This window comes from Neisseria flavescens, assembly GCF_001618065.1.
In the GTDB taxonomy this organism is placed as follows: Bacteria; Pseudomonadota; Gammaproteobacteria; order Burkholderiales; family Neisseriaceae; genus Neisseria; species Neisseria flavescens_A.
Window position 1 is genome coordinate 1 of sequence record NZ_LAEI01000020.1, and the last position, 25612, is coordinate 25612.

A 25612-nucleotide genomic window follows, 5' to 3' on the forward strand; every position below is an offset into this window, starting at 1 on the left:
TTAACCACCGCCCTGTTTTAACAGGGTTTTTATTTGATAAAAACACTATCAACCTTTCTACACATTCCATACATACAAAAAATACAAAACAAAGGCCGTCTGAAATGCTCTTTCAGACGGCCCTTTTGAGGTTTCTATATCTATATTCTTAGTCGGCGAACTGTTTTTTCATTCGTTCGCGTCGCTCTTGCGCTTCTACGGACAATGTCGCGGTCGGACGTGCCAGCAGGCGTTTGAGGCCGATGGGTTCGCCGGTATCGGCACAGAAACCGTAATCACCTTCGTCAATGCTGCGGATAGTCGCTTGCACTTTATTGAGAAGTTTACGCTCGCGGTCACGGGTGCGCAGTTCTAAAGCGTATTCTTCTTCTTGAGTAGCTCGGTCGGCAGGATCGGGAGCGGATTCGTGCTCTTGAAGATGGCCGGTAGTGGTGTTTGCATTTTCAATCAGCTCTTCTTGCATTTTAACCAGTAGTTCGCGGAAGAAGGCCAATTGGTCGCTGTTCATGTAGTCCTCTTCAGGACCATCCCAGTTTAAAATATCTTGTTCTGTCAGCTTTGCCATGGTGTCTGCTTTCGGTTTGTTGTTAATGATTTGGATGCTACGGGTTTGCTTTTATTGGGTTTTCTTAAATTTCCGTTTTGGAAATTGGGCGAATCATATCATGTTTTACCTATTCATTTGTTCCTTATATTTCGATTTGCACTTTTTTGCACTACCTTACATCTAAATGTATTAAACCGCTTTTTAGGACGTTGTATTTTTGGTCATTAATACCTGCAGTGCTTTCAGACGGCCTATTGAAGCAACCACAGGTTGGTTTGCTGGATCAGTTGGGGAAACCATCGGGCCAGCCACAACCATAATAAGAACGCCAACAAACTGCCTGAAAAATCGTATCGCCCTGCGCGCAAAAAGGAAAACGGTTTGAGCAATGGCTGCAGGATTCGTTCGATGGCATAAGTCAACGGCGAATAGCGGCCCTGTATGCTGGACACCATTCTAATAATCAGACCGATAAGTAATGTATAGGCCGCGGCTTTCAGCATATGGAGTGCGGCAAACCAGAAGTTTGCCAAAATCAGCTTATTGCTGATGGACAGCGCCGGCGAGATGAAAATAATGGCGGTACAGGCAAGGTAGTACACCAGAAAACCTGCGGGCAGGCAGTACCAATCGGTTTTCTCGCCGGATGGAAATGCTTTTTGCCAAGGTTTGGTCAGCCAGCCTGTTGCCTGTATGCTGAATTTGAGCAGGGGGTGTTCTGCTGCCAATCCTGCGTATCGGAGCAAAAAGCGCGTGATACACAGGATGGCAATAGCGTCTGCCAATAATAAGAGCAAGTCGCCACGCATGTTCAGACGGCCTTATACTGTTGCGCCATTTCTTGCGAACGTTTGACGCAGGCTTCCACGCCCTGTTCGATGGCTTCGGCAACGTGACGGGCTTTGAAGGTTTCGATGGCTTCGTGTGTCGTGCCGCCTTTGGAAGTTACGTTTTGCTGTAATTGTGCGAATGCTTCGCCGGTTTGTTCGGCCAAAGCCACTGCGCCTTTAAATGTGGCAAGGCTCAGTTCGCGTGCGTCTTGTTCGTTAAAACCTTGTGCCAAAGCCGCATTTTGGAGCGCGCCCAACAGATAGAAAACGTAGGCGGGGCCGCTGCCGCTGATGCCGGTAATATTGTGGAGTTGCTCTTCCTCGTTCAGCCAAACGGTTGTGCCGACAGAACGCATGATGCCGTCGGCAGCTGTGCGGTCGGCTTCTGAAACGCTTGCATCGGCAAACATACCGGATACGCCCAAGCCGATTTTAGCCGGCGTATTGGGCATGATGCGCACGATACGGCGTGTGCCGCCCAGATAATGGCTGAGGGTATCAATGGACAATCCGGCCGCTACGGATAACACCAGCGCGCCATTCAAACGGATGTTTTGACAGGCTGCCTGCATGTCTTGCGGTTTGACGGCGAGAATGAGGACATCGTCCGCGCTCAATTCGGGCAGGTTTTCAGAAGTGGCTACACCCAATTCTTGCACCAGTTGCGCACGTCTTTCGGCGCCGCGTTCGACAATGTGGACACGATAGCCGTCTTGTTTGACCAAACCGCCTGCAATGGCAGTCGCCATATTGCCGCCGCCTAAAAAGTAGATGTTCATAAATTTCCTTAATTTTTTAAATGAGATACATTTGCTGAGGTCGTCTGAAATACCGTTTCCATCATACCGACAAAATTTCAGACGACCTTTTTACCAACGGACGCTTTCGGGCAGTGATGTTCGGTATAAACCCTGTTTTTCCAAACAATCCAATCCTTCTTTTTAAAAGTTTCCGCTAAAGGGCGTTTATCGCGGGTTTGCCAAGCTAGCCCGCAAGCTTCAAACTTTTTGATTTTCCTACTGAAATAATCATTAGCTGCGGTACGATAAGCATTATCGTCAATAGAATAATTCCCGTCCGCCAAACGCTTCCCGCGGAAATCCTCGATAGAAGGCGGCGGTTCGCCTTTAATTTCCCAAAAATCTATTGCTGCCGGCTTTTTGGGTTTGCACCAGCCCGATAAGGACTCACATTGATACCAGCCCATCAACCGACAACCCGTTAAGGTCAAACCAAGCAAAACGACCGAGATAATCTGTTTCATTGGCTGCCTTCTCCTTTTTGTTTTTGTTCCCGTCTGCCGAAAATCGCGCTGCCGATGCGGACATGGGTTGCGCCGCATTCTACCGCGATTGGCATATCGCCGGACATACCCATAGACAAAACATCTGCTTCGACGCCTGCTGCGTTCAGCTCAGCCAACAGCCGTTGCATGGTATGAAACTGGCTGCGCAACTCATCATCGCTGCTGTCGGCCTTGGCCACACACATCAATCCGCGCACTTTAATATTCGGCAACTTGGCCACTTCAAGGGCCAGCTCGACCGCTTCAGCGGGTGCCACACCGTGTTTCGCCTCTTCCGCGGCAATGTTCACTTCTATGCACACCTGCAACGGCGGCATTTCAGACGGCCTTTGTTCGCTCAAACGCCGCGCCGTTTTCAGACGGCCTATCGTATGCACCCAATGTGCGCGTTCGGCCACAAATTTGGTTTTATTGGACTGCACATCGCCGATAACGTGCCAAACAATATCCGGCAAATCGGCCAGCGTTTCCGTTTTTTCAAACCATTCCTGAATATAGTTCTCGCCAAAATCGCGCTGACCGGCCGCATACACTTCGCGGATATCGTCTGCCGGAAACGTCTTGCTGACCGCTACCAGCTTTACCGTATGCGCTGGCCGTCCGGCAGCCTCAGCCGCCTGTTCAACTGCCCGGCATACATCCTGATAGTTTTGTTGCAATACCGACATGGTTTTCTCCTTTAACCCGTTCATCACTCGGCATTTTGAAAATTTTACTTGGTCGAACGGATTTATCTATTTAAAATAAAGCGATTTTATTATTCTAAACCAAAACAAGGCCACATTATGCAGATTACCGACTTACTCGCGTTCGGCGTGAAAAACAAAGCCTCCGACCTCCATTTGAGTTCGGGCATTTCCCCTATGATACGCGTACACGGCGACATCCGCCGCATCAACCTGCCCGAGATGAGTTCGGAAGAAGTCGGTACCATGATTACCTCGGTCATGAACGACCACCAGCGCAAGCTCTATCAACAGGATTTTGAAGTCGATTTCTCATTTGAGCTGCCTAATGTTGCCCGTTTCCGCGTCAACGCCTTTATGACCGAACGCGGCCCGGCCGCCGTATTCCGTACCATTCCGAGCACTGTCCTGACGCTGGAAGAATTGCGTGCGCCGCGCATTTTCCAAAAAATTGCCGAAAATCCGCGCGGTTTGGTATTGGTAACCGGCCCGACCGGTTCGGGTAAATCCACCACACTGGCGGCGATGGTCAACTACATCAACGAAACCCAACCGGCCCACATTCTGACCATCGAAGACCCGATTGAGTTCGTCCACCAAAGCAAAAAGGCGCTCATCAACCAGCGCGAGCTGCATCAGCACACCCACAGCTTTACCAACGCCCTGCGTTCCGCACTGCGCGAAGACCCAGACGTGATTTTGATCGGTGAGATGCGCGACCCTGAAACCATCTCCCTCGCCCTGACCGCCGCCGAAACCGGCCACTTGGTTTTCGGCACGCTGCACACGACCGGCGCCGCCAAAACCATCGACCGTATTGTCGACGTATTCCCTGCAGGCGAAAAAGAAATCGTGCGCTCCATGTTGTCCGAATCCTTGCGCGCCATCATTTCCCAAACCCTGCTGAAAACCCGCGACGGCAACGGCCGCGTCGCCGCACACGAAATCCTGATTTCCACACCGGCCGTGCGCAACCTCATCCGCGAAAACAAAATCGCCCAAATCAACGCCGCCCTCCAAACCGGTCAGGCCCACGGTATGCAAACCCTCGATCAAGCCCTGCAAACCCTTGTCCGCCAAGGCACCATCAGCCCAGAGCTGGCACGCAGCAAGGCGCAAAACATCGAAAACCTCTCTGTTTTCTAAACCATCCTCAGGCCGTCTGAACCCCATCATCCCATTTTCAGACGGCCTTTCATCCTGACCTAATACCCGTTTTAAAGAGAATCATCATGAGCGACCTCGCCCCTCTGCACGACCTGTTAAGCGAAATGGTGCAAGCCTACTCACAAAAAAACCAAGCACCGCACATCCCCACCCCGGCCGAAATCGGCACGCATCTTCATCCCCTGCTCGACCGTATGTGTGAAGAGGCCGAAAAACGCAACGCATCCGACATCTTCATCAGCGCAGGCTTTCCCCCTGCCATCAAAGTCGGCGGCACCCTCACGCCTATGCCCCACAAAGCGCTGACCGGCGCGGACACCGCCGCCATCGCCGAATCCACCATGAACCCCGACCAGCTCGAAGCCTTCAACCGCGACTGGGAAATCAACTATTCCGTCCAATCGCGCAGCAACACGCGCTACCGCGTCAACGCCTACCACGAACAAGGCCGCGTCGGCATGGTATTGCGCCGCGTCAGCCAAGACATTCCCGAGATGAAGACCCTCGGTTTGCCCGAAAAACTCCAAGAGCTTGCTCTTGCACCGCGCGGCCTGCTGATCCTCGCCGGCCCGACCGGTTCGGGTAAATCCACCACCATGGCCTCCATGCTCAACTACCGCAACCAAAAGCTGCCCGGCCATATCGTCACCATCGAAGATCCCATCGAGTTTATCTACAAACCTTGCCGCAGCATCTTCACCCAGCGCGAAATCGGCATCGATACCGACAACTGGAAAACCGCCGTTCAAAGCGCCATGCGTCAAGCACCCGATGTCGTCTGTATCGGCGAAGTCCGCAGCGAAGAAAGCATGGAATACGCCCTCCAATTGGCTCAAACCGGCCATCTGTGCGTTTTCACCATCCATGCCAGCACAGCTTCCCAAACCATCGAGCGCATCATCAACTTCTATCCGGAAGACCGCCGCCAACAGGTTTTGATGGATTTGGCGTTAAATCTTGTCAGCATCATCGGCCAACGCCTCACCATCAAGAAAAACCGCCAACGCACGGCCGTTACCGACCTCCTGCTTAATACTCCGGCCATGCAGGACTTGATTTTCAAAGGCGAATTGCTGGAAATCCGCGACCTGATGGCACGCTCCGGCAGCAACGGCATGCAGACGTTCGACCAAAACCTCTTCAACCTCTACGCACAAGGCCAAATCGAACTCAGCGAAGCCCTGCGCCAAGCGGTATCCGCCAACGATTTGCGCCTGCGCATTCAAATGCACGACGAGGGCAACAATACCGAACGCCTCTACGACCGCATCAGCGACCTCAACCTGATGACCTAATGGCGCAAGCCAAACAAGGCCGTCTGAACGGATGTGGAAACGAAATCAAGTATTTTCCCGTATCCGTTCAGACGGCCTTATCTCATTTAAAGCATTCTGAAATCAACTGAAAATCCTGTTAAAATCCAATCATTCATCTCATAACGAATAATAAACAACACCATTATGAAAACTCAGCCGCTCAAACCTCTGATCATTGCCTCCCTGCCCGTCTTCGCCAGCGTGTTCATCGCCGCCACCCTCATTTGGCACTTCAACACGCCCAAGCTCGTCATGCCCTTCGTACTCGGCATTATTGCCGGCGGTTTGGTCGATTTGGACAACCGCCTCACAGGCCGTCTGAAAAACATCGTCATCACCGTTGCCCTGTTTACCCTCTCCTCGCTGCTTGCCCAAAGCACCATCGGCACAGGCGTCCCCTTCATCTTGGCCATGACCCTGATGACTTTCGGCTTCACCATCCTCGGCACCATCGGCCTCAAATACCGCACCTTCGCTTTCGGTGCGCTCGCCGTCGCCACCTACACCACGCTGACCTACACACCAGAAACCTACTGGCTGACCAACCCTGTCATGATTCTGTTGGGCACTGTCCTATACAGCGTCAATACCCTGATCTTCCAAATCATCCTGCCCCACCGCCCCGTCCAAGAAACTGTTGCCAACGCCTACGACGCACTCAGCAACTACTTCGATGCCAAAGCCGACTTTTTCGACCCCGACGAAGCCGCATGGTTGGGCAACCGCCAAATCGACTTGGCCATGAGCAACACCGGCGTGATTACCGCCTTCAACCAATGCCGCGGCGCACTTTTCTACCGATTGCGCGGCCAACACCGCCATCCGCGTACCGCCAAAATGCTGCGCTACTACCTCTGCGCGCAAGACATGCACGAACGCATCAGCTCCGCCCACGTCGATTACAGTGAAATGGCCGAGCAGCTCAAAAATACCGACCTCATCTTCCGCATCCGCCGCCTGCTCGAAATGCAAGGCCAGGCGTGCCGCAACGTTGCCTCCTCCCTGCGCAACAACAAACCCTACGCATACAGCAAACGCCTCGGCCGCGCCATGGAAGGCTGCCGCCAATCCCTCAGCCATTTTGCCGAGACCCATGCCGATAATGCCAACCTCCACAATATCCGTCGCCTGCTCGACAACCTCAGCAGCGTCGATTACCAACTGCGGCAACTGCAAAACGATGCGTCCCTTGCCGAAAACGACAACGCCGACACCCGCATTGCCGCCCTTGAAAACACCAAGTTCCGCAATATCGGAGAAACCGTCCTCAGCCAGCTCAATTTCGAATCCGGCGTCTTCCGCCATGCCACCCGCCTCTCCATCGTCGTGGCCGCGGCCTGCATCATTGTCGAAATCCTCCATCTCAACCTCGGCTACTGGATTCTGCTGACCGCCCTTTTCGTCTGCCAGCCCAACTACACAGCCACCAAAAGCCGCGTGTACCAACGTATCGCCGGCACGATTCTCGGCGTGATTGTCGGTTCGCTAGTCCCCTACTTCACCCCGTCTGTTGAAACCAAGCTCTGGATTGTCATCGCCAGCACCACCCTGTTCTTCATGACCCGAAGCTACAAATACAGCTTCTCCACCTTCTTCATCACCATCCAAGCCCTGACCAGCCTCTCGCTTGCCGGTTTGGACGTGTACCACGCCATGCCCATCCGCATCATCGACACCATCGTCGGTTCCGTTATCGCATGGGCCGCCGCCACCTACCTCTGGCCCGATTGGCGTTACCTCACCCTCAGCCACACCGCCGCCCAGACCATCACTGCCAACGGCCGCTATCTCGACGCCATCCTCGACCAGCTACAAAACGGCAGCCGCGACGATGTCGACTACCGCCTCACCCGCCGCCAAGCCCACGAAAGCACTGCCGCCCTCAGCAGCACCTTATCCGACATGAGCAGCAACCCGAAAAAATACCAAGACCGCCTGCAAGACGGCTTTACCCTGCTCAAAACCAGCTATGCGCTGACCGGCCACATTTCCGCGCTCGGCGCATACCGCGACCAGGTTCATCACGACGGCAGCGATACCTTCGCCCCATATGCCCGCCTGACCCACCACATCGCCGAACTCCTCAAACAAATGCCGCAGATCGAACCGGCCACCTTCGATGCAAGCATCGAAGCCATCCGACAGGAGTTTGCCGATTTGGAACAGACCGACAAAGAGCAGTCCCAACAAAACCAAATCCTCAAACACCAGCTCGACCTCATCATCCGCCAGCTTGCACCGTGTTATCAGGCATTGCACAGACAGTCGGATACGCAAACCGCCTAAACCGATAACACATTTCAATAAAATAAATAAGGCCGTCTGAAACCTGATTTCCAGATTTCAGACGGCCTTTATTTTTAACAATAGATTTTAAAACCGATTATGCACCGCGTTTTTCCAAAGCAGCAACGGCAGGCAACTCTTTGCCTTCCAAGAACTCAAGGAACGCGCCGCCGCCGGTAGAGATATAGCTGATTTGGTCGGTTACGCCGAATTTGGCAATCGCCGCCAAAGTGTCGCCGCCGCCGGCAATTGAGAACGCATCGCTTTGGGCAATCGCTTCGGCCAATACTTTGGTACCACCGGCAAATTGGTCAAACTCAAACACGCCGACCGGGCCGTTCCACACCACCGTACCGGCAGCTTTGAGCAACTCGGCCAAAGCAGCGGCGGATTTCGGGCCGATGTCCAAAATCATGTCGTCTTCGGCAACGTCGGCAATGTCTTTCACCACCGCTTCCGCATCGGCGGCGAAGGTTTTAGCGACAACCACATCGGTCGGCAGCGGAACAGAGCCGCCTTTGGCCGCCATTTTCGCCATGATTTTTTTGGATTCTTCCACCAAGTCGTGTTCGGCCAAAGATTTGCCGATGGCTTTGCCTTCTGCCAACAGGAAGGTATTGGCAATGCCGCCGCCGACGATGAGTTGGTCGACTTTATCGGCCAAAGATTCGAGGATGGTCAGTTTGGTAGACACTTTGCTGCCGGCAACGATGGCAACCATCGGATGAGCCGGTTGTTTCAGGGCTTTGCCCAAAGCGTCGAGTTCGCCCGCCATCAACACGCCGGCGCAGGCAACCGGTGCGGCTTGGGCAACGGCTTCAGTCGAAGCTTGGGCGCGGTGGGCGGTACCGAATGCGTCGTTGACGAACACGTCGCACAAAGAAGCGTAGGCTTTTCCCAGCTCCAAGTCGTTTTTCTTCTCGCCTTTGTTGATGCGCACGTTTTGCAGCATCACGACATCACCGGCGTTCAAGGTCGGTTTGTTTTCACGCCAGTCGTTCAATACTTTCACGTCTTTGCCCAACAGTTTGCCCAAATGCGCGGCAACAGGCGCCACATCGTCTTCAGGATGGAATTCGCCTTCGGTCGGACGGCCGAGGTGGGTCATCACGATCACAGACGCGCCGTTGTCCAAGCAGTATTTAATGGATGCGAGCGAAGCGCGGATACGGGTGTCGTCGCTGATGTTGCCGTCTTTGAACGGTACGTTCATATCGGCGCGGATCAGAACGGTTTTGCCTTGAACATTTTGTTCGGTCAGTTTCAAAAATGCCATGATGATTCCTTTGTGATGGTTGGAAACGGGAATGTTTGGGATTATCCGCGAATGAGGCGCGACGGTAAAGATTGGCAACGGCCGCGCTTGATGTGAATCAGCAGATAAGGCCCGGGCCGTCTGAAACATTCGGCCAATCTTTCAGATTTTCCGCTATACTTTGGCGATTGATTTTCATTTTACGGATTAAACCATGTTACGCCGAATTGCTTTAATGCTTGCCTTTGCGCTGCCTGCCGCTTCATGGGCGCAGACGCTTTCTGAAACCCTGCCCAACGGTCTGAAAATCATCGTCAAAGAAGACCATCGCGCACCTGTGGCCGTTTCGCAAATTTGGTACAAAATCGGCAGCGTGGATGAGAAACCGGGCAAAAGCGGCCTGAGCCACGCTTTGGAACACATGATGTTTAAAGGCACGAAAGACGTCCCCTCCGGCGAGTTCAACCGCCGCGTGTCCGAGCTGGGCGGACAAAACAATGCCTACACCAACCGCAATGAAACGGTGTATTACGAAAACGTCGCCGCCGTCAATCTGCCCGAGATTCTAAAGCTCGAAGCCGACCGCATGCACAACCTCAACTTCAGTGACAAAGAATTCCTCAACGAGATGAACGTCATCCGCGAAGAACGCCGCCAACGCACGGAAGACACGGCCGATGGCAAAATGTGGGAACAAGCCTATCTTGCCGCCTTTACCCAACCGTCCATGCGCGCCTCCGTCATCGGCTACATGAAAGATTTGCACACCCTAAAAGCCGGCGACTTGCGCGCGTGGTACAAACAATATTACGCGCCCAACAATGCCGTATTGGTCATTGTCGGCGATATCGATGCCAAACAAACGCTTCAGACGGCCGCCAAACTCTTTGGCGATATTCCGGCCAAAGCCCAACCGCCGCGCAACAAACTCCATACCGAACCCTATTTGCGCAAGCCTGTTACAGTCAAAGCTACTTCTCCGGTCACACACCAGCCGCTGATTGCCATCAACTTCCGTGTACCGAAACTCCAAAAACTCGATGACACGATGCCTTTCGCCCTCGACATCCTCTCCGATATTTTGGCAGGCAACGCGTCCAGCCGTTTTGATAAAAACCTCGTGCGCGGCAAGCAAACCGCATTGAACGCAGGAACGCATTACGACATCATCAGCCGTGAAATGCCGCTGTTCAGCGTCATGGCTATGCCTGCCGAAGGCGTGAAAACCGATACTTTAATTGCCCAGCTGCGCCAAGAAATCAAAGACATTGCCGACCACGGCGTTTCCGAAGAAGAATTGCAGCGCGTCAAGACCCAGGCAGCAGTCAACGAAATCTACGCCAAAGACTCCATGTCTTCCCAAGCCTCCATGATGGGCCGCCTCGAAGCGCGCGGTTTCCAATATACCGACGAACAAGAAATCCACCGCCGCCTACAGGCCGTCAGCGCACAAGAAGTACAGGCTGCCGCCCGGATGTTGACCGACGATCGCATGAGCACCGTCATCATCGAGCCGCAAAAACCTGCCGCCGCGCCAAGCAAAAAAGCTGCCAAACGCCGATAAACATCAGGCCGTCTGAAAGTCCATACCCTTTCAGACGGCCTTAACAGAAAGCCACAACATGAAACCCACCCTGCTCGCCCTTGCCCTACTCCTGCCCTTAAGCGTCCAAGCTGCCACCGACATCCAACGCTGGCGCAACCGCGACGGCACCCAAATCCTCCTTGTCGAACGCCACGAAAACCCCATCATCGACCTTGAAGTCAGCTTCAAGGGCGCAGGCAGCGTCGCCAATCCGGACGGCAAAAGCCAAGTTGCCGAATTTACCGCCTCCCTCCTGACCGACGGCACCCAAGAGCTGGACGAAGAAGCCTTCAATGCCGAAGCCGACAACATCGGCGCACAAATCAGCAGCGACAGCAATGCCGAAAGCGCATCCGCAGGCTTCCGCAGCCTCAGCAAAGCCGACATCCGTGACAAAGCCGCCAACTTGCTCAACCACTCGCTGACCCGTCCGCGCTTTGACGAAACCGTTTTCCGCCGCCGTCAAATCCAATCCATTACCGGCTTGCAACAACAAGAAACCACCCCCGACTACACCGCCACGCGCGAACTGACCAAGCTCATCTACCCGAACCACCCCTACGGCAGCGGCGCAAACATAACCGTCGACAGCCTCAAACAAGTTAGTCTGGACGACATCCGCACCTTCCACCGCACCCACTATGGCAAAGACAACGCCATCGTCGCCATCGTCGGCGACCTCAACCGCAAACAGGCAGAGCAACTGGTCGAACGCGTCCTCAAAGACCTGCCGGCCAAAGCCACCGCAACCCACGCCATCCCGCCCGTTCCCAAACAAACCGCCCAACGCCGCGACATCCCCTTTGCCGGCACACAGGCACAAGTCCTGCTCGGCACCTCCCTCATCAAACGCCACGACCCCGACTACTACGCCCTCGTTGCCGGCAACTACATCCTCGGCGGCGGCGGTTTCGACAGCCGCCTCATGAAAGTTTTGCGCGACCAACACGGCTACACCTACGGCGTATACAGCAGCCTCGCCCCGGCGACAGAAGAAGGCACGTTTGCCGTTTCCTACTCCACCCAAAAGAAAAACACCAAAGCCTCACTGGCCGACACCCAAGCCGTCATTGAGCAGTTTATCGCCGAAGGCCCGACCGAAGCCGAGCTGAAACAGGCCAAAGCCAACATCGTCGGCGGCTTTCCCCTGCGCTACGACTCCAACGACAAGCTGCTCAACTACCTGAGCCTGATCGGCCTCTACGACCTGCCCAACGACTACTTGGAAGCCTACCCCAAAGCCATCAACAGCCTGACCGTCGAACAAGTCCGCGACGCATGGCAACGCCGCGTCAAATTCAAAGACCTCAACATCGTCGTTGTCGGCGCAGAATAAAACGCTTTAAAACAACAGGCCGTCTGAAAGATTTTTCAGACGGCCTGTTTTCATTCTGTCGGTTTGCTTACTTGTCATCAGAGGCCACTCTAATCAATAAAATATCGGTCACAATCAGCTGTTGTTGTACATTTATAATGAAAGCAAAGACATCATAAATAGCATTTCTATTACTGAAACCAACAAATAAAAAAGGCCGTCTGAAACCTTGAAACAGGTTTCAGACGGCCTTTTTTTAACCGGTTTATTGCTTACTCAACCGTTACCGATTTAGCCAAGTTGCGCGGTTTGTCCACGTCTGTACCGCGTGCGAGGGCGGCGTGGTAAGACAGGAGTTGCACGGGGATGGTGTGCACAATCGGCGAGAGTACGCCGACATGGCGTGGGGCGCGGATAACGTGCACGCCTTCGGTGGCGTTGAAGTTGCTGTCGAGGTCGGCGAAGACAAAGAGTTCGCCGCCGCGTGCGCCGACTTCCTGCATATTGGCTTTTACTTTGTCCAACAGGCTGTCGTTCGGGGCAATCACGACAACAGGCATGTTCTCGTCCACCAAAGCCAACGGACCGTGTTTCAACTCACCTGCAGGATACGCTTCGGCGTGGATATAGGTAATCTCTTTCAGCTTCAATGCGCCTTCAAGGGCGATTGGGAAGTGGATACCGCGACCCAAGAATAGTGCGCTGGTTTTCTTGGCAAATTTTTGCGCCCAAGCGGCGATTTGCGGCTCAAGATTGAGAACGTGCTGAATGCTGCCGGGCAGTTGGCGCAATTCTTCAACGTATGCAGCTGCTTGCTCATCGGAAACTAGACCGCGTTGTTTGCCCAAGGTAACGGCCAAGCCGAACAAGACAACCAGTTGGGTCGTGAACGCTTTGGTAGAGGCAACGCCGATTTCTGCACCGGCGCGTGTATACAGCACCAACTCGCTTTCACGCGGCAGTGCGGATTCCATCACGTTACAAATAGACAGGCTGTGTTTGTGTCCCAAGGATTGCGCGTATTTCAGGGCTTCCATGGTGTCCAAAGTTTCGCCGGATTGGGAAATGGTGATGACCAATTGTTTCGGATCGGCAATCACGTCGCGGTAGCGGTATTCGCTGGCGATTTCCACGTCGGTCGGCACTTTGGCGATGGATTCGAGCCAGTATTTGGCGGTCAGCGCGGCATAGTAGGACGTACCGCAGGCAAGGATTTTGATGCTGTGGATATCGTCGAACACTTCGCGTGCATTCGCGCCAAAGTTTTCAGGTTCGAAACCGCCGTCCAAGAAGACTTCGGCAGTATCGGCGATGGCGCGAGGCTGTTCGTGGATTTCTTTTTGCATGAAGTGGCTGTATGGGCCCAACTCCAAAGAAGCCAAAGACAATTCGGACACTTTAATTGCACGTTCGGTTTGCGCACCGGTTTTGTCGAGCAGTTTTTCGATGCCGTTTGCGTTCAGCAGGGCGATGTCGCCGTCTTCCAAGTAAGCGATGCGGCGGGTAAAGGCGATCACGGCGGATACGTCGGAAGCAATAAAGGTTTCTTGGTCACCCAAGGCCACCAACAGCGGGCAGCCCATGCGCGCAACAACCATTTGTTCAGGGTTGTCTTGTGCGATAACGGCAATGGCGTATGCGCCGTGGAAACGGGCAGTCGCAGCTTGAACGGCTTCAAACAGTTTGCCGCCGTTTTGCGCGTATTCGTGGTTGACGCTGTGGGCGATGACTTCGGTATCGGTTTGCGATTCGAAGGTGTAACCCAACGCTTTCAAGCGTTCGCGTTCGGCTTCAAAGTTTTCGATGATGCCGTTGTGGACAACCGCGATCATGCCGCCGGAAATGTGGGGGTGGGCGTTAGGCTCGGTTACACCGCCGTGGGTTGCCCAACGGGTATGGCCGATGCCGATATGGCCGAACACACCTTTTTCACGTGCTGCATCTTCCATCAGCTGAACACGGCCGACACGGCGGACGCGTTTGATTTTGCCGTCCATGTTTACGGCAATACCCGACGAATCATAGCCTCGGTATTCAAGGCGTTTGAGACCGTCGGTCAGAAAATCGACTACATTGTGATTGGCGCGAATAGCACCTACGATACCGCACATATAAGTTCCTTAGTATCAAAAGTTTGAGAAATGACTGCTGCTCCGGCTCCCGAAAGCGGCAGTCGGAAAACGCCGTTTTATATTCATTGAAACGGCAAATCTGGATTTCAGACGGCCTGTTGTTTCTCAAGGCCGTCTGAAAGTAAATAAAAGACCGGCCTTACTTCTTATCGCCTTTTTCCGGACGCACCCAGCCTTCGATGACGGTTTGGCGCGAACGGGCGAGAACGAGTTTGCCGTCTTCGCAGTTGCGGGTAATCGCGCTGCCCGCGCCTGTCGTCACTTTGTTGCCGAGGGTAACGGGAGCAACCAGTACGCAGTTTGAACCGATGCGCACTTCGTCGCCGATGACGGTTTTGTGTTTGTTCACGCCGTCGTAGTTGGCAATAATCGTGCCGGCGCCGAAGTTGGTTTTGCTGCCGATCTCGGCATCACCGATGTAGGTGAGGTGGTTGGCTTTGGTGCCGTTGCCGATGGTGGCGTTTTTGACTTCGACGAAGTTGCCGATGTGTACGTCGTCGGCCAGTTTGGCTTGCGGACGCAGGCGGGCGTATGGGCCGATTTGGTTGTTTTCACCGACTTCGCAACCTTCAAAATGGGAGAATGGGGCGATTTTGGTGTTGGCACCGATTTTGGCGTTTTTGATCACGCAATTGGCACCGATTTCGACGTTGTCGCTGAGTTCGACTTCGCCTTCGATGACGACGTTGACGTCAATCACGACATCTTGTCCGTGTTTCAGACGGCCTCGTAAATCGAAACGTGCCGGATCGCGCAGGGTTACGCCTGCTTTGAGTAATTCTTGTGCCTGTTCGGTTTGGAAAATGCGCTCGAGTTCGGCCAGTTGGAGTTTGTTGTTCACGCCGGCGGCCAGATGGGAGGCGCGGACTTGGACGGGATGAACTTTAATACCGTCGGCAACGGCTTTGGCGATGAGGTCGGTCAGATAGTATTCACCTTGGGCATTGTTGCTGGAAAGGCTGTTCAACCAAGCTTCGAGTCTGGCGTTAGGCAGAACCAAAATGCCGGTATTGATTTCTTTCACGGCTTTTTGGGCGGCATCGGCGTCTTTTTCTTCGACAATGGCGGTTACGCTGCCGTTGCTGTCGCGGATGATGCGGCCCAAACCTGTCGGGTCGTTGGGCACGTCGGTCAACAGGCCGACTTCATCGCCTGCGGCTTCGAGCAGGGTTTCGAGGGTGGCTGCGTCAATCAAGGGGACGTCGCCATACAACACCAGCGTGCGGCCTTCGGCAGACAGGTGCGGCAGGGCGGTTTTGACGGCGTGGCCGGTGCCGAGCTGTTCGGTTTGTTCAACCCAAACGACATCGCGTTTGACGGTGTCCAAGACTTGCTCTTTGCCGTGGCCGATGACGACGCAGATGTTTTGGGGATTCAGGGAGGCGGCGGTATCGATAACGCGCTCAACCATGGGAAGGCCGCCGATGCGGTGCAGCACTTTGGGCATTTTGGAGTACATGCGCGTGCCTTTGCCGGCAGCAAGGATGACGATATTTAAAGCTGTCTGAGCCATGATACGGTTTCCGTTGTCGTTGTTTGAGGCCGTCTGAAAAGTGTGGCAACAAATGTTGATTGTTTTTCACTCCGTTTCAGACGGCCTTGGGGATATTGTTATTCGGTTGCTGGCTGTTGGTTGGCAAATTGCGGTTTTTGCCAGTTTTGGCCGCGTTCAGCGTGTTCCGCTTGATTGGATTGGACGGCGCGGCGCTCTGGGCGGAACTGGTTGTAATTCATGTTTTTAGAATAAGTACCGTCCTGATAAACGATGGGTGTGCCGGTAGCATATTTTTGGCGTACGGCGGTGCGGCCGGATTCGGTGGTGTAGGTTTCCCAAGAACAACCGGCCAAAACGGCGGCGGCAGTCAGGATTAAAGCGAGTTTACGCATGATGTTGTCCTTGTTTTTAAATGTCGTCAATACCGTGTATTGTACTTGATTTTTAAAAATTTCACGGCAGTTTTGTGCAAAATTCAAGCAAGCCCTGCATATCTTTCGCTATGCCGTCAGCAAATGGCAACGGATGGGCTTTTTCACCGTACCAAACGGTCTTCATGCCCAAGGCTTTGGCTTGGTGCAGATTGTCGGCGCTGTCGTCCACCATGATGCACTGTTCGGGTTTGACGCCCAACAGGCGGCAGACGTTGAGATAGGCTTGCGGATTGGGTTTGTAGAGCAGGCCGAAGTCGTCCGTGCCGAACAAGCCGTCAAAATGCGCCTCCAAGCCCAACGCGTCAACCAATGCGCGGACATAAAACGAAGGCCCGTTGGAAAATACGGCTTTTCGCCCTTTCAGACGGCCTAAAACGTCATCAGTTCCATCCATACCCTCCACCTTTGCCAAAATTTGCTTAAGCGGGTGACTTTCACGCAAAAATTCATCGATATCGACTTCGGGATGGTGAATTTGCAAACCGGCAAGCGTCGCGCCGTATCGGTGCCAATAATCTTGGCGCAGTTGGGAGGCGGCTTCTTCGGAAAGCTTCAGACGGCCTGCCATGTATTCGGTCATGGCGCGGTTGATGATGTAGAAAATGCCGGCTTCGGCATTGTGCAAAGTATTGTCGAGATCAAACAGCCAAACGGGGGAATGATTCATATCGTGCCTTGATATGCAGATTTTGTTATGATATTTCGTATTTTACCCGCACAAAGGAAAGAGAATGAAACTGAAATTGTCCGCCCTCGCCCTGTTGCTGGCTTCGGCAAACCTGTACGCCCAAACCGAAGTGCGTTTGGCCGTACACAAATCCTTCAGCCTGCCCCCATCCGTCATCGCACAATTTGAAAAAGCCAACGATGCCAAAGTGTCCGTCATCAAGGCAGGCAGCGGCAACGAAATGCTCAACAAGCTGATTTTGAGCAAGGCCAACCCGATTGCCGATGCGGTTTACGGTTTGGACAACGCCAACATCGGCAAAGCCAAAGCCGCCGGCATCCTCGCTGCCAGCCAACCCAAATCCGCACCCGTAACCGCTTCCCTGCCCGATGCGCTGGCTGTTGATTACGCCTATGTCGCCATCAACTACGACAAAAAATGGTTTGAACAGAAAAAACTGCCCCTGCCGCAAACCCTGCAAGACCTGACCAAACCGGAATATAAAAACCTTCTGGTGACTCCGTCTCCCGCCACATCCTCGCCTGGCCTCTCCTTCCTCTTGGCCAACATCGGCGGCATGGGTGAAGAAGGCGCGTTCAAATGGTGGGCGCAAATGCGCCAAAACGGCGTGAAAGTCGCCAAAGGTTGGAGCGAAGCCTACTACACCGACTTCACCCAAAACGGCGGCGCCTATCCCCTCGTGGTCAGCTATGCCACCAGCCCGGCGGCCGAAGTCCACTACTCCAAAGGCAAATACAGCACCCCGCCACCGGCAACCTCTTCCTCAAAGGCGGCACATTCCGCCAAGTTGAAGGCGCGGCTGTTTTGAAAGGCGCAAAACAACCCGAGCTGGCGGCCAAACTGGTGAGCTGGCTGCAAAGCGGCGAAGTGCAAAAAGCCCTGCCTGCCGAAATGTGGGTCTATCCGGCAGTCAAAAACACACCGCTGCCCAAAGTATTCGAGTTTGCCCAAACCCCGAAACACAGCGATTCCCCCAACCGTGCCGACATCAACACCAAACAAAAACAATGGGTGAGCCGTTGGAGCAAAACCGTTTTACGTTAAACCGAAAAACTTAAAAACACATCAAGGCCGTCTGAAAAAACAAATCATTAGTTTTTCAGACGGCCTTGTTTTACAATGACCTTTTAAACAACTTCACACGCACACACAATTATGAATTTCGATCTTCAAGTCCTCTCCTCCTTCTCCGGTTGGGAACAACTCGCCCAAACCGGCATGTCTTTCGGCATGAACCTGCTGGCCGCCTTAGCCATCTTCTTTATCGGCCGCTGGATCGCCACGCGCTTAGTAACACTGATGAAAGCCGCGCTGACACGCGCCAAAGTCGATAAAACGCTGGTCAGCTTCCTCGGCAACGTTGCCAACATCGGCCTGCTGATCCTCATCATTATCGCGGCACTGGGCAAACTCGGCATCCCGACCACTTCCGTTACCGCCCTGATCGGTGGCGCAGGCTTGGCCGTGGCTTTGTCTTTGAAAGACCAACTGTCCAACTTCGCCGCCGGCGCGCTGATTATCCTGTTCCGTCCGTTTAAAGTCGGCGACTTTATCCGCGTCAACGGTTTTGAAGGCATCGTCCGCGAAATCAAAATGGTGCAGACCTCTTTGAGTACGCCGGACAACGAAGAAGTCGTCCTGCCCAACAGCGTGGTCATGACCAACAGCATCACCAACCGCTCCTCCCTGCCCCTGTGCCGCGCCCAAGTCGTTGTCGGCGTCGACTACGCCTGCGACTTGAAAGCCGCCAAAGCCGCCGTATTGAGAGCGGCAACCGAGCATCCATTGTGTGTTCAAACCGAAGAACGACCTGCAGTCGTATACATTACCAACCTTGGCGACAGCGCCATCGAAATTACCCTTTGGGCGTGGACGCAAGAAGAAAATCTCGGCCCGTTCCGATTCGCCCTGAACGAGCAAGTGGTTGAAAACCTGCGCGAAGCCAACATCAACATCCCATTCCCACAATGTGATGTCCACCTCATTCAGCCGAAAGCCTGATTTCAGCTTTCAGGCCGTTTGAAACCCGGCGGGTCAAACGCCCGCCCCATTCCACCCTTTTCCATAAGGAGCCGCCATGTCCCATCTGCAAACCATCGCCGAACACCTGACCAGCCGCCGTCAAACCGTTACCTGCGCCGAGTCCTGCACCGGCGGCCTGCTTGCAGGTGCGCTGACTTCCCTCTCCGGCAGCTCGCAATGGTTTCACCAAAGCTTCGTCACATACAGCAACCAAGCCAAACAGGACCGCCTCGGTGTCATGCCCGATACCTTGCTGAAACACGGCGCGGTTAGCCGCGAGACCGTCTATGAAATGGCTCGCGGCGCAAAAGCCGTCGCGCAGGCAGATTACGCCTTGAGTATTTCCGGCATCGCCGGCCCTGGCGGCGGCAGCGCGGCCAAACCGGTCGGCACAGTCTGGTTCGGCCTGGCCACGCCCGAAGGCTCGTTTGAGCAAACCGCGCTTTTCACAGGCGACCGCGAAGCAGTAAGGGCGCAAGCCGTCGAATACGCATTGGCTTTCTTGGCGGAACATTTGGTTTGATAGAAAAAACACAGGCCGTCTGAAATCTGGAAATCAGGTTTCAGACGGCCTTTTTATTTATCTATTCAAACCATCAGCGGATTTATACGCCCAAAAGCTCTTTGCCGAGGAAGCTGCCTTTTTCGACACCCGGCAGGACGAAGAAATAGCCGCCGCCAAACGGGCTGATGTATTCCTCCAGCGGTTCGCCGTTGAGCAGGTTTTGCACGAAGATGAAGCCGTCGGCAAGGTTGGCCTGATAGCAGATGAACACCAAGCCGACATCGAGCTGGCCGTTGGCGGCGAGGCCGCGCGAGTAGTTGAAGGCGCGGCGGTAGAGCAGGTGTTTTTTCATGAACTCCGGATCGCGCGGATTGGCAAGGCGCATATGGCTGTCTTTGGGCGTGATTTTGCCGTCGGGGTCTTTGGCGAAATCGGCGGTGTCGCCTTCTTTTTTACCGTCCATGGGCGCGCCGCTGTATTTGCGCCGGCCGAAAATATCGGTTTGTTCCTGCATCGGGGTGCGGTCCCAAAACTCGACAAAGTGGCGGATGAGGCGGACGGCCTGATAGCTGCCGTTTTTCGCCCATGCCGGTTCGTCCAAGCTGTTGGCGGCAACGCCCGTCCACAGGACTTGATCGGCGACTTTGGGATCTTCGACTTTGGGATTGCCTGAGCCGTCGCGGAAACCTAAAAGATTGCGCGCGGCAATGGCGCCGGGTTCGGCTTTAGGGAGCCAACCGTCTATGCTCCAGCGGATCACGGCAAACTGGGCGGTGTTTTTGATGATGTCGCGCAGGGCGGCTTGGCAGGTTTCGGGGGAGAATGCGCAAATTTGCAGGCTGAGGTCGCCGTCGCACCAAGATTTTTGGAGTTTGTCGTTAGGAAAGTCGCGCATTTCTTGTAGGTGTTTCGGCTTTTTGTCTTTGAGGCCGAAGCGGTCGTCAAAGAGGCTGCTGCCGACGCCGACGGTAACCGTCAGCCCATCGGGGCGGAATTGTTTGCCGAGGATGCCGCTGCCCGCAGGCGGGAGCTTGTCATCGCCGTCTTGGTATTCGCCGCCTTGTGTGAGGAATTCGATGCGGGCGGTCAGGGCGCGGAACAGGTTTTCAAGTTGTTTGGCGTCTTTGGCGGTAACATCAAAGGCACACATGATGCCAAAGAGCTGGTGTGGCGTGACGATGCCTGCCTGATGCTCGCCATAACACGGATAGGCCTGCTCGGAATGTTGGTTGTTTTGGGTCTCGGCGGCGGCTTCGCCTTGTTTTTTACCGGCAAAATAACCGGCAACGCCGATGGCGCCGGCGGCAAGGGCAGTTTTGAAAAGGGTTCGTTTTTCGGGTTGTACCGGTTGTTTGTTTTGGCTCATTATTTGCTCCTTGGCAGGGAACGGAAAGATTGCAATCGTATGAAGTAAGGTCGGTTTTCAAGCATATTTTGTGTGGGCAACAATAAGATTCAGACGGCCTTTCAATATCCAAAGGCCGTCTGAAAACGCGTTATCTTATTTCAAACCCAAAATGCCGCGCAGTTTGGCCAAATCTTCTGCCAAGGCATTAATCGGCGCCTGCAGGGCTTTGCGGTCTTCTTCGCTCAGTTTGTCGTACAGCTCGAAGCCGTCTTGTTTTTTGTATTTCGCCAAAATGTCTTCAACCTGTTTGAAGTTGGCATCGGTTTTTTCCAACAACGCTTTGTCTTTGGCTTCGATCAGTGGACGGAACAAATCAACGATTTTTTTGGAGCCTTCCACATTGGCTTGGAAGTCGCTCAAGTCGGTATGGCTGTAACGGTCTTCTTCGCCGCTGATTTTGCTGCCGGCCACTTCTTCAATCAGTTCGGACGCGCCGCCGACCACCTTACCCGGAGGAAACGCCAATGCGTCGATTTCTTTTTGCAGTGCTTCGACATCGGTCATCAGTTTGGCTGCAATTTCCTTCACGCCGGATACGTCTTTTTCTACCCAAAGGGCGTGTTCGATACGGTGGAAGCCGGTAAATCCGGCATCTTTCGCACCGTCTTTGAAGTCGTCTTCACGCGCATCGATGACGGGGTCGAGTTCGCTGAAAAGCTCGGCAATCGGTTCGATACGTTCGTAATGGACGCGGGTGGCGGCAAACAGGGATTTGGCCTTTTCAATGTCGCCGGCTTTAACGGCTTCGGTAAAGGTTTTGGTTTTCGCCACCAGCTCTTTAACCTCGCCTTGAACGTAAGCTTTATAGTCGGCGAGCGGTTGGGACAGTTTTTCCAAATCCGCTTCGTTGGCAGTGTCTTTGAAGCCGCTGTCGGTAACAATCAGCTTACCGCGCGGATTTGTCAACAGGCCGCAAGTCATTTCGTATTCGCCCGGCAGTAGGGTAACGGTCATTTTGTCGGATAAACCCGGGGCGATGTTTTCACGCTCGTCCACCACCATCACGCCTTTCAGGATTTCCCATTCCAGCTTGCGGCCGCTGTCGTTTTTAATGTTGAACACGACTTGGCCGCTGGGGACGGTCAATTCCATCGGTTCGCAGGCAGTATCGTTCACACCGATATTGACCGAACCGTCGGCATTGGCGGCAGCGGATGCGCCTGAAGCGGCAGGCGCGGCTTTTTCGGCTTCAGGCGGCTGACACGCGGTCAAACCCAGAGCCAACATTACGGACAAAGCAGTTAGATTGAATTTTTTCATTTTCATTCCTTTTTATTTAGTTAACGTTTTTGCCGGCGCACTGCCGCGCAAAAACCAAATCATGACGGGAACCAGATACAGCAGCCAAATCAGGACTTCGCCTTCGGTCGGGTGGTCGGTATAGCCGAAGAAACCGCCGAGCAGCACGCCTAAAGGGCTGTCTTCATGCAAATATTTCGATGTGTCGAAAGCAATATCCTGCATCACATTCCATACGCCGGCCTCATGCAGCGCGCGAAATGAACCGGCCAACAGACCGGCCGCTACCACAATCAAAAACGCGCCCGTCCAACGGAAAAACTTCGCCAAGTTCAGGCGCATACCGCCCTGATAAATCAGCGTACCGATGACAACCGCCACCAACAGACCCAACACCGCGCCTATCGGCATAGACCACGTCGGGCTTTGCTGGAACACGGCCAGCAGGAAAAACACACTCTCCAAACCTTCGCGCGCCACAGCCAAAAACGCCATGCCGACCAAGGCCCAACCCTGGCCGCTGCCGCGGTTTAAGGCCGACTGAACAGAATCCTGAAGATGCTGTTTCATCGAACGCGCGGCCTTCTTCATCCACAAAATCATGTACGTCAGCATCGCCACAGCCACCAGGCCGATGGCGCCGACCACCAATTCCTGTTCTTTTTGCGGAATCTCGCCGGTAGCGGAATGAATGCCGTAACCAATACCCAAACACATGACCGAAGCCAAAAACACGCCCAGCCAAACCTTCGGCATCAGCTCGCTGTGTCCCGACTGTTTCAAAAAACTGGCAACAATGCCGACGATCAGGGCGGCTTCGATGCCCTCGCGCAGCATAATCAATAAAGCAATCAGCATAAAAAACTCTAAAGTGAAATGTTCATTTGTTAACGCATTTATAACGCTTTATGCTTAATAACGCAAATTATTTTATTTTTTAATAACCCCAAATTTATTAAGATTTTTTAAAATAAAATAACGGACGTAATCAATAAAAACTAAAAGGCCGTCTGAATTTTATTTTTTCAGACGGCCTTAATTTATCTAAGCAATTGTAAATAAATAATAAAAAAGTTCCATAGTATAAATTTCCCTATCAGTGATATTTTCAGAATTTATCAAATTTAAAAGGTTGATTTACAACAAAATTAAAACCGCCTTATCTTTTATAGTTGGCATATTGCTGGTGCAATCAGCAATCCATGACATAACAAACGCATAACAAAGGAACCCTCCTATGCCACGTTTAAAACTCCACCAAATCGCTTTGGCTTTGGCCGTTTCTGCCGCGCTGACCGCCTGCGGCGAGAAAACGGCTCAAACAACCGAAACCCCTCAAGCAGCTTCTGCCGCGAGCGCTGCCGATACTGCCGCAAGCACCGCCGCCGTTTCGGCCCCTCAAAATTCCGCCGATATTTCTGCCGAAGACAAAGCCCTGTTGGAACGCGCGCAAGCTACGTTCAAACCTTTGCCTGACTTAGCCGAAATGCAAAAAGTCCGTCCGTTTACCGAAGAACAGGTCAAACTCGGCCAACAACTTTGGTACGAAAACCGCCTGTCCAAAGGCAACACCGTCAGCTGTAACTCTTGCCACAACTTGGCAACTGCCGGCGTAGACAACATGCCGACCAGCGCGGGTCACAAAAGCCAATTCGGTGGCCGTAACTCCCCAACTGCTCTGAATGCCGCCTTGTTGGGCAGCCAATTCTGGGACGGCCGTGCCGCCGATGTGGAAGAACAAGCCGGCGGCCCATTGCTCAACCCTGTTGAAATGGCCAACGCTACCGAAGCCGATGCCGCCGCCAAAATCGCCGGTATCCCTGAATACCAAGAAAAATTCAAAGCCGCATTCCCTGAAGACGGCGCGGTTTCCTTCAAAAACATCACCACCGCATTGGGCGCGTTTGAACGTACCCTGCTGACTCCGACCCGTTGGGACGACTACCTGAAAGGCAACGTATCTGCCCTGAGCGAACAAGAACGCAAAGGCGTACGCGCATTTATGGACAACGGCTGTATCGCTTGTCACAACGGCGTCAACTTGGGCGGTACCATGTTCCAAAAATTCGGCCTGGTGGACGGTCCTTACTGGAAACACATCGACGATCCTAAACACGACAAAGGCCGTGCGGACGTAACCAAAAAAGCCGAAGACGAATTCTTCTTCCGCGTTCCCGGCTTGAGAAACGTCGAACGCACCTACCCATACTTCCACAACGGCAGCGTTTGGGAACTGGATAAAGCCGTCAACATCATGGCGAAAGCGCAATTGGGTAAAACCTTGGCTCCGGAAGACACTGAAAACATCGTTGCCTTCTTGAAAGCCCTCTCCGGCAATGTTCCAGAGTCTGCCCGAACCATGCCTGAGCTGCCCGTCTCCCACGATGTCAAATCCCAACCTGACAACAAATAAGGGTTAGCATAAAACAAGGCCGTCTGAAAATCCGTTTCAGACGGCCTTTTTGTTGCCGGCCATATGGGCGCATTTGTTTCACGATTCCACACAATATGGTAATCTTGAGCCGATTTTCACCATACATCTGAAAGGAACATCATGAGCCTGATTATTGAAGACTTGCAAGAAGGCCACGGCAAAGAAGCCGTCAAAGGCAAAGAGATCACCGTACATTACACCGGCTGGTTGGAAGACGGTACCAAATTCGACTCCAGCCTCGACCGCCGTCAACCACTGACTATCACTCTGGGCGTCGGCCAAGTGATTAAAGGTTGGGACGAAGGCTTCGGCGGCATGAAAGAAGGCGGCAAACGCAAGCTGACCATTCCTTCCGAAATGGGCTACGGCGCACACGGTGCCGGCGGCGTAATTCCTCCGCATGCGACCTTGATTTTTGAAGTCGAGCTGCTGAAAGTGTACGAATAAGCATTTGACGCTTCAAAAGACCGAGGCCGTCTGAAATCCGAAGTTTGGTTTTTCAGACGGCCTGTTTTTATCAAGATTCGGTATAATGCCCTCTTTTACAAGCAAACCATTTCCCAAGGAACCCCCATGCTTTTACCCGAACAAGTCAAAACCCTGATTGAAGGCGTTACCCCTTGCGAACACGTCGAAGTCGAAGGCGACGGCCATCACTTCTTCGCCGTAATCGTTTCCTCCTCATTTGAAGGCAAAGCCCGCCTCGCCCGCCACCGCCTGATTAAAGACGGTCTCAAGCCGCAACTCGAAAGCAACGAATTGCACGCGCTGTCGATTTCCGTTGCCGCCACGCCGGCCGAATGGGCTGCCAAACAGGCTTAATTTGGAATCAAACAAAAGGCCGAGACCTTTGCAAAATAGCCCTTTCCTCAACAGCCGAAGCCCAAAACAGGATTTCGGCTGTTTTCGTTTCAAATATCCACCGATTCTACTCAAATATCCCCTTAATCTCCCTTGGATAC

22 protein-coding genes and 2 pseudogenes are annotated in these 25612 nt (G+C 53.5%); 11 read left to right on the forward strand and 13 right to left on the reverse strand.

What is annotated here, in order from left to right:
* Window positions 1–148: 148 nt before the first annotated feature.
* The 5 genes and pseudogenes from dksA to TW89_RS03550 form a co-directional block, all read right to left on the reverse strand.
* On the reverse strand, window positions 149–565 hold the full coding sequence (gene dksA, locus TW89_RS03530; protein WP_049344904.1) for an RNA polymerase-binding protein DksA: 417 nt from the start codon (window positions 563–565) through the stop codon (window positions 149–151).
* Window positions 566–798: 233 nt separating this feature from the next.
* The gene (locus TW89_RS03535) at window positions 799–1356 is read right to left on the reverse strand and encodes a YggT family protein (RefSeq protein WP_128580567.1); all 558 of its coding nucleotides are present in this window, start codon (window positions 1354–1356) and stop codon (window positions 799–801) included.
* A gap of 2 nt (window positions 1357–1358) precedes the next feature.
* Window positions 1359–2156: a pyrroline-5-carboxylate reductase gene (gene proC, locus TW89_RS03540; RefSeq protein WP_128580568.1), complete on the reverse strand. Its 798-nt coding sequence runs from the start codon at window positions 2154–2156 to the stop codon at window positions 1359–1361.
* 90 nt (window positions 2157–2246) lie between these two features.
* A pseudogene (locus tag TW89_RS03545) lies at window positions 2247–2641 on the reverse strand (RNA-binding protein).
* Window positions 2638–3351, reverse strand: coding sequence for a YggS family pyridoxal phosphate-dependent enzyme (locus TW89_RS03550; protein ID WP_128580569.1), 714 nt, complete (start codon window positions 3349–3351; stop codon window positions 2638–2640). The pseudogene TW89_RS03545 and the gene TW89_RS03550 overlap by 4 nt, the downstream one beginning before the upstream one ends.
* Before the next feature lie 117 nt (window positions 3352–3468).
* On the opposite strand from TW89_RS03550, the gene TW89_RS03555 reads away from it, so the two are divergent.
* From TW89_RS03555 to yccS, 3 genes are all read left to right on the forward strand, one after another.
* Entirely contained in the window at window positions 3469–4515 is a 1047-nt protein-coding gene (locus tag TW89_RS03555; protein ID WP_004519239.1) for a type IV pilus twitching motility protein PilT, read from the forward strand.
* An 86-nt stretch (window positions 4516–4601) separates the two neighbouring features.
* Window positions 4602–5831: a PilT/PilU family type 4a pilus ATPase gene (locus tag TW89_RS03560; RefSeq protein ID WP_128580570.1), complete on the forward strand. Its 1230-nt coding sequence runs from the start codon at window positions 4602–4604 to the stop codon at window positions 5829–5831.
* Window positions 5832–5996: 165 nt separating this feature from the next.
* A complete protein-coding gene (gene yccS, locus TW89_RS03565) occupies window positions 5997–8138 on the forward strand; it encodes a YccS family putative transporter (RefSeq protein ID WP_128580571.1) in 2142 nt (713 codons plus the stop codon).
* 97 nt (window positions 8139–8235) lie between these two features.
* Here yccS and TW89_RS03570 read toward each other — a convergent pair whose 3' ends face one another.
* Complete coding sequence (locus TW89_RS03570; protein ID WP_128580572.1) at window positions 8236–9414, reverse strand: phosphoglycerate kinase; 1179 nt, start codon at window positions 9412–9414, stop codon at window positions 8236–8238.
* A 193-nt stretch (window positions 9415–9607) separates the two neighbouring features.
* On the opposite strand from TW89_RS03570, the gene TW89_RS03575 reads away from it, so the two are divergent.
* Together TW89_RS03575 and TW89_RS03580 are read left to right on the forward strand one after the other, a co-directional pair.
* Complete coding sequence (locus tag TW89_RS03575) at window positions 9608–10957, forward strand: M16 family metallopeptidase (protein WP_128580573.1); 1350 nt, start codon at window positions 9608–9610, stop codon at window positions 10955–10957.
* A gap of 58 nt (window positions 10958–11015) precedes the next feature.
* A complete protein-coding gene (locus TW89_RS03580) occupies window positions 11016–12314 on the forward strand; it encodes a M16 family metallopeptidase (protein WP_128580574.1) in 1299 nt (432 codons plus the stop codon).
* A gap of 251 nt (window positions 12315–12565) precedes the next feature.
* Here the strand turns inward: TW89_RS03580 and glmS are convergent, their stop codons facing one another.
* From glmS to TW89_RS03600, 4 genes are all read right to left on the reverse strand, one after another.
* Window positions 12566–14404 carry a glutamine--fructose-6-phosphate transaminase (isomerizing) gene (gene glmS, locus TW89_RS03585; protein WP_128580575.1) on the reverse strand — a complete coding sequence of 613 codons (1839 nt, stop codon included), beginning with the start codon at window positions 14402–14404 and terminating at the stop codon, window positions 12566–12568.
* Between the two features lie 160 nt (window positions 14405–14564).
* Entirely contained in the window at window positions 14565–15938 is a 1374-nt protein-coding gene (glmU, locus tag TW89_RS03590; protein ID WP_128580576.1) for a bifunctional UDP-N-acetylglucosamine diphosphorylase/glucosamine-1-phosphate N-acetyltransferase GlmU, read from the reverse strand.
* A gap of 98 nt (window positions 15939–16036) precedes the next feature.
* Window positions 16037–16312: a membrane lipoprotein lipid attachment site-containing protein gene (locus TW89_RS03595; protein ID WP_049323028.1), complete on the reverse strand. Its 276-nt coding sequence runs from the start codon at window positions 16310–16312 to the stop codon at window positions 16037–16039.
* Window positions 16313–16373: 61 nt separating this feature from the next.
* Window positions 16374–17021: a pyrimidine 5'-nucleotidase gene (locus tag TW89_RS03600; RefSeq protein WP_128580577.1), complete on the reverse strand. Its 648-nt coding sequence runs from the start codon at window positions 17019–17021 to the stop codon at window positions 16374–16376.
* Between the two features lie 64 nt (window positions 17022–17085).
* On the opposite strand from TW89_RS03600, the pseudogene TW89_RS03605 reads away from it, so the two are divergent.
* From TW89_RS03605 to TW89_RS03615, 3 genes and pseudogenes are all read left to right on the forward strand, one after another.
* Window positions 17086–18086: pseudogene (locus TW89_RS03605) on the forward strand (thiamine ABC transporter substrate-binding protein).
* Between the two features lie 111 nt (window positions 18087–18197).
* Window positions 18198–19043, forward strand: a complete 846-nt coding sequence (locus TW89_RS03610) for a mechanosensitive ion channel family protein (RefSeq protein WP_128580578.1) — start codon at window positions 18198–18200, stop codon at window positions 19041–19043.
* 76 nt (window positions 19044–19119) lie between these two features.
* The gene (locus TW89_RS03615) at window positions 19120–19587 is read left to right on the forward strand and encodes a CinA family protein (protein WP_070826392.1); all 468 of its coding nucleotides are present in this window, start codon (window positions 19120–19122) and stop codon (window positions 19585–19587) included.
* 82 nt (window positions 19588–19669) lie between these two features.
* On the opposite strand, the gene efeB is transcribed toward TW89_RS03615, so the two are convergent.
* From efeB to efeU, 3 genes are all read right to left on the reverse strand, one after another.
* A complete protein-coding gene (gene efeB / locus TW89_RS03620) occupies window positions 19670–20935 on the reverse strand; it encodes an iron uptake transporter deferrochelatase/peroxidase subunit (RefSeq protein ID WP_128580579.1) in 1266 nt (421 codons plus the stop codon).
* Window positions 20936–21070: 135 nt separating this feature from the next.
* Window positions 21071–22237, reverse strand: coding sequence for an iron uptake system protein EfeO (gene efeO / locus TW89_RS03625; RefSeq protein ID WP_049333129.1), 1167 nt, complete (start codon window positions 22235–22237; stop codon window positions 21071–21073).
* Between the two features lie 12 nt (window positions 22238–22249).
* The gene (gene efeU, locus TW89_RS03630) at window positions 22250–23074 is read right to left on the reverse strand and encodes an iron uptake transporter permease EfeU (protein WP_036492490.1); all 825 of its coding nucleotides are present in this window, start codon (window positions 23072–23074) and stop codon (window positions 22250–22252) included.
* 379 nt (window positions 23075–23453) lie between these two features.
* Between efeU and TW89_RS03635 the strand changes: the two genes are divergently transcribed.
* The 3 genes from TW89_RS03635 to TW89_RS03645 all read left to right on the forward strand — a co-directional run bounded on the left by TW89_RS03635 (window position 23454) and on the right by TW89_RS03645 (window position 25472).
* Window positions 23454–24629, forward strand: a complete 1176-nt coding sequence (locus TW89_RS03635; RefSeq protein ID WP_036492488.1) for a cytochrome-c peroxidase — start codon at window positions 23454–23456, stop codon at window positions 24627–24629.
* 138 nt (window positions 24630–24767) lie between these two features.
* Window positions 24768–25097: an FKBP-type peptidyl-prolyl cis-trans isomerase gene (locus TW89_RS03640; RefSeq protein ID WP_094192864.1), complete on the forward strand. Its 330-nt coding sequence runs from the start codon at window positions 24768–24770 to the stop codon at window positions 25095–25097.
* A 126-nt stretch (window positions 25098–25223) separates the two neighbouring features.
* Window positions 25224–25472 (forward strand): BolA family protein, encoded by a 249-nt coding sequence (locus tag TW89_RS03645; RefSeq protein WP_003686612.1) that lies wholly within the window; start codon window positions 25224–25226, stop codon window positions 25470–25472.
* The last annotated feature ends 140 nt before the right edge of the window (window positions 25473–25612 follow it).

Bases quoted from the DNA above. Each gene is read 5' to 3' on its own strand.
- dksA (WP_049344904.1), bottom strand. From the start codon at position 565: ATGGCAAAGCTGACAGAACAAGATATTTTAAACTGGGATGGTCCTGAA.
- TW89_RS03535 (WP_128580567.1), bottom strand. From the start codon at position 1,356: ATGCGTGGCGACTTGCTCTTATTATTGGCAGACGCTATTGCCATCCTG.
- proC (WP_128580568.1), bottom strand. From the start codon at position 2,156: ATGAACATCTACTTTTTAGGCGGCGGCAATATGGCGACTGCCATTGCA.
- TW89_RS03550 (WP_128580569.1), bottom strand. From the start codon at position 3,351: ATGTCGGTATTGCAACAAAACTATCAGGATGTATGCCGGGCAGTTGAA.
- TW89_RS03555 (WP_004519239.1), top strand. From the start codon at position 3,469: ATGCAGATTACCGACTTACTCGCGTTCGGCGTGAAAAACAAAGCCTCC.
- TW89_RS03560 (WP_128580570.1), top strand. From the start codon at position 4,602: ATGAGCGACCTCGCCCCTCTGCACGACCTGTTAAGCGAAATGGTGCAA.
- yccS (WP_128580571.1), top strand. From the start codon at position 5,997: ATGAAAACTCAGCCGCTCAAACCTCTGATCATTGCCTCCCTGCCCGTC.
- TW89_RS03570 (WP_128580572.1), bottom strand. From the start codon at position 9,414: ATGGCATTTTTGAAACTGACCGAACAAAATGTTCAAGGCAAAACCGTT.
- TW89_RS03575 (WP_128580573.1), top strand. From the start codon at position 9,608: ATGTTACGCCGAATTGCTTTAATGCTTGCCTTTGCGCTGCCTGCCGCT.
- TW89_RS03580 (WP_128580574.1), top strand. From the start codon at position 11,016: ATGAAACCCACCCTGCTCGCCCTTGCCCTACTCCTGCCCTTAAGCGTC.
- glmS (WP_128580575.1), bottom strand. From the start codon at position 14,404: ATGTGCGGTATCGTAGGTGCTATTCGCGCCAATCACAATGTAGTCGAT.
- glmU (WP_128580576.1), bottom strand. From the start codon at position 15,938: ATGGCTCAGACAGCTTTAAATATCGTCATCCTTGCTGCCGGCAAAGGC.
- TW89_RS03595 (WP_049323028.1), bottom strand. From the start codon at position 16,312: ATGCGTAAACTCGCTTTAATCCTGACTGCCGCCGCCGTTTTGGCCGGT.
- TW89_RS03600 (WP_128580577.1), bottom strand. From the start codon at position 17,021: ATGAATCATTCCCCCGTTTGGCTGTTTGATCTCGACAATACTTTGCAC.
- TW89_RS03610 (WP_128580578.1), top strand. From the start codon at position 18,198: ATGAATTTCGATCTTCAAGTCCTCTCCTCCTTCTCCGGTTGGGAACAA.
- TW89_RS03615 (WP_070826392.1), top strand. From the start codon at position 19,120: ATGTCCCATCTGCAAACCATCGCCGAACACCTGACCAGCCGCCGTCAA.
- efeB (WP_128580579.1), bottom strand. From the start codon at position 20,935: ATGAGCCAAAACAAACAACCGGTACAACCCGAAAAACGAACCCTTTTC.
- efeO (WP_049333129.1), bottom strand. From the start codon at position 22,237: ATGAAAAAATTCAATCTAACTGCTTTGTCCGTAATGTTGGCTCTGGGT.
- efeU (WP_036492490.1), bottom strand. From the start codon at position 23,074: ATGCTGATTGCTTTATTGATTATGCTGCGCGAGGGCATCGAAGCCGCC.
- TW89_RS03635 (WP_036492488.1), top strand. From the start codon at position 23,454: ATGCCACGTTTAAAACTCCACCAAATCGCTTTGGCTTTGGCCGTTTCT.
- TW89_RS03645 (WP_003686612.1), top strand. From the start codon at position 25,224: ATGCTTTTACCCGAACAAGTCAAAACCCTGATTGAAGGCGTTACCCCT.